The sequence below is a fragment of the Cytophaga sp. genome, from assembly GCF_051961495.1.
In the GTDB taxonomy this organism is placed as follows: Bacteria; Bacteroidota; Bacteroidia; order Cytophagales; family Cytophagaceae; genus Cytophaga.
In genome coordinates this window covers 1-3,397 of record NZ_JBQCDF010000119.1, presented here as the reverse complement: position 1 = coordinate 3,397, position 3,397 = coordinate 1, and the positions used below count along the sequence as shown (strand labels likewise).

The 3,397-nt window shown below is 37.8% G+C and carries 4 protein-coding genes; 3 read left to right on the top strand and 1 reads right to left on the bottom strand.

Going from position 1 to position 3,397, the window contains the following annotated elements; all coding sequences use genetic code 11:
• The 3 genes from ACTHJT_RS05890 to ACTHJT_RS05880 form a co-directional block, all read left to right on the top strand.
• Positions 1-701, top strand: a 701-nt coding sequence (locus tag ACTHJT_RS05890; RefSeq protein ID WP_440237073.1) for an AAA family ATPase, incomplete at its 5' end; no start/stop codon positions are given.
• 508 nt (positions 702-1,209) lie between these two features.
• Positions 1,210-1,905: a helix-turn-helix domain-containing protein gene (locus tag ACTHJT_RS05885; RefSeq protein ID WP_440237072.1), complete on the top strand. Its 696-nt coding sequence runs from the start codon at positions 1,210-1,212 to the stop codon at positions 1,903-1,905.
• Positions 1,906-1,962: 57 nt separating this feature from the next.
• Positions 1,963-2,259, top strand: coding sequence for a hypothetical protein (locus tag ACTHJT_RS05880; RefSeq protein ID WP_440237071.1), 297 nt, complete (start codon positions 1,963-1,965; stop codon positions 2,257-2,259).
• 121 nt (positions 2,260-2,380) lie between these two features.
• On the opposite strand, the gene ACTHJT_RS05875 is transcribed toward ACTHJT_RS05880, so the two are convergent.
• Positions 2,381-3,397, bottom strand: a 1,017-nt coding sequence (locus ACTHJT_RS05875; protein ID WP_440237070.1) for an OmpA family protein, incomplete at its 5' end; no start/stop codon positions are given.

The window sequence follows — 3,397 nt, the reverse complement described above, 5'->3', positions numbered from 1 at the left end:
AGATTGATAAAATTGCCCGCAAAAGCGATAACCCATCCATTACCCGTGATGTAAGCGGTGAAGGTGTGCAGCAGGCATTATTAAAATTACAGGAAGGAAGTGTTGTGAATGTTCCCCCACAAGGCGGAAGAAAACACCCTGACCAGAAGATGATTGCAATAAATACCGAAAATATACTTTTTATATGCGGAGGTGCATTTGACGGTATATCCAGAATTATTGCCAATCGTTTGAATACTCAACCTATTGGCTTCAAGACCAAAGATAATGAGGATGATGAAGTAGATACAGAAAATCTCCTTCAATATGTAACTGCCTTGGATTTAAAGACTTTTGGTTTAATTCCGGAATTAATCGGTCGTTTACCATTGGTTACTTACCTGGATCCATTGAATGCTGAAATGCTGCTCGAAATCCTTACAATTCCTAAAAATGCCATTGTAAAGCAGTATAAAAAACTATTTGCAATGGAAGAGATCGAACTGGTATTTGACAAGGACGCTTTAGATTTTATAGTACAGAAAGCTTTAGCTTTTAAATTAGGAGCCAGAGGTTTACGTTCCATCTGTGAAGCTATCATGACTGACGCTATGTTTGAAATGCCGTCCCTAAAAAACAAGGAAAAAGTCTTCGTAATCAGTTACGACTATGCGAAGGAAAAAATTGAACGTTCTAAATTCAGAAAACTGAAAGCTGCTTAAGCAAACATACACAAGACCAAAAGCCCCGGAGAGAAATCTTCGGGGCTTTTTTGTTTTGGTACGTCGATAATATAATAGTACCTGAGCAGCCCGAATCAGGAAATTCCTTTGAACTAAAATTCATCTTGTAACTGGAACCAAATAGATTAATCAGAATGCTTTATTATTGCACCATCTTCCTTTGATTTATTTCACTTACTACTTTATATAAAGAAGCTTTACTAATTATCAGAAAGAATATTATATAAATAAATACCCGACTTTTTTTAATTTATATACCCCTAAAAAGCGCCATAAAACTTACACTGATTTTCAAATAAAACTTACTTTTCAGCATTTTATGAGCATATTTTACAATTGTAATTTACAAATGTATATTTGTTTACATATGTAATTACAATTGTAAACAAATACTCTATATATTTGTTTATCAGATATTTAAATATAATTAATTAAAGTTACAAAAGTAATCTTTAAAAGTATTACATTTGTAAATAGAGTTTACAACATGGAAGAATCGATTGTAGAGCGAGTCCTTGTACTAATAAAGGATTATGGGCTTACAGCCTCAGAATTTGCGGATAAAATAGACGTACAGCGCTCCAGTATGTCACATTTGGTTTCCGGGCGGAATAAACCCAGCCTGGATTTCATTCAAAAGATTTTAAACAATTTTTCAGACATCAACCCTTCCTGGCTTATTATGGGAACCGGACCTATGAAGCAATTAGATTTATTTGATATTAAAGGAGATGTAGCTCCTGTAGAGCCAATTCCAGCAGAAAAATTCAGATCGTCGGCAGATATAGCTGTAAACGAACAAACAGCTATAAAACAATCCTTTCCGGAGGTTGAAATGTTGGAAGAGCCTGTAAAAGTAACTCCTGTACAACAGCCTGGAGCTATTTATATTGAACCTACGCCTGTACAGCCGGTCACTAAAGAGGAACCTGTTTCTACGCAGGCTCCAAACCAGGTTATCCAGCAACCGCTTGCTTCCCCACCTGTTATTCCGGCTTCAGCACAGGAAACAGTACACATTCAGCCAATAACTCAGCCGGCACAAGTTGCTCAGCCAGCTGCTGTCACCCAAGCCAACCAAGTAGTGAATCAAATAGAAAAATCCGGTCAAAATGATAAAAAAGTCGTAAAAATTGTCTTTTTTTATTCCGACAATACATTTGAGTCCTTTAATCCGCAATAAAAACACTTAACTTTCACCCCTAGATTGTTTAACATGTTAAGATCCAGCATTTTATTTTTGTCGTTACTGTTTTTTCTGAATGCCTGTAAATCGGGCCACAAGCATTCACTAAAGTCCTATAAAGCGCATAAAAAACTTAAGGTTGTTAAGCATAAAAACCAGAATCCAACGTTGGAAAACAGTGATTTTCTGTATAATCCTGAGAGTGAAGAAGAATTAAAAAACCATTACAAGAAAAATGGAACGAAGCGTAAAGAACTGGAAAACTACCAGCCTTCCCGCCATAATAATCAGCAGGAATATGAGCGCAGAAAGAAGAAAAAAGAGCCTAAAGCTCCGGAAACGTTTTATTAAATTATGAATTATTCAATTGCTAATAAATGATAACTCATAATTTAAATTGCCGGATCCTATAAAAATAAAATCCCCCGCTCAGCTTACGAGCGGGGGATTTTATTTTTATAGGATCCGGCAACTAGTTACTGATTACTTTCACTTCGGTCCTTCTGTTTAATTGTTTATGTTCCGGCGTATCATTCGGTTCAATCGGTTTGGTTTCTCCATACCCTTTTGAAGTCAGCCTATCTGCCTTAATGCCTTTTTTAACCAGGTAATCGACTACAGCCTTAGCCCTGTTCTCTGACAGGACCATATTGTGGTCATCATTACCATCCGAATCCGTATGACCGGAAAGCTCAATCTTCAGGTTCGGGTTATTATTCATGGTTTCAACCAATCGGTTCAGTTCCTGCACGGATTCAGGCCTTAATGTAGCCTTGTCTACGTCAAAAAACACATTTCTAAGTACCATGGTCGTATTTACCTTGAATTTATTCATACAAATGGTATCCACGATTTCCAGGTATTCTTCCTGTTCCGGGAAATTTATATTCTTCGATTCAAATACATAACCGCTTGCTTCTACAGAAATACCGTAGTTTTTACCGGCAGGCAATGAAACGGTATATTTACCTGTAAAGCTGTTCGAGTTGTACACCCCAACAATTTTTTGTGTAGTAAGGTCTGTAACAAAGATCGTTGCCGTCACCGGGTGTTTATCTTCACAAGCTACAACCTGTCCTTTAAACAAAACGGTAGGAGCTTTTTTAGGCACTTCACGCTCTAGTACATAAATATCCTTGTCTCCATAACCACCGTCTCTTTCAGATGAGAAATACGCTCTTTTTCCGTCGGCTGACCATACGAAAAATACGTCATCATCTGCCGTATTGATCGGGTAACCGATATTCTGGGGCTGTGTGATGATCTCGCCTGTTTCAAGGTCAATGGTACAATAGAAAATATCATACCCGCCCATGGATTTATGGCCCTTGGAACTGAAATACAAAGTTTTACCATCCGGGTGAATGAAAGGTGCATCTTCGTCTAACGGAGTATTGATAGCAGGGCCAAGTAGTATGGCAGGACCAAAATCCCCGTTATCTTTCATCCGGGTCATATAAATATCTGTCCCACCTAAGCCGCCTTTACG

What these genes read in the sequence shown, in the direction of transcription:
- ACTHJT_RS05885 (WP_440237072.1), top strand. Translation starts at nt 1,210, where the DNA reads ATGGAAGAATCGATTGTAGAGCGAGTCCTTGTACTAATAAAGGATTAT.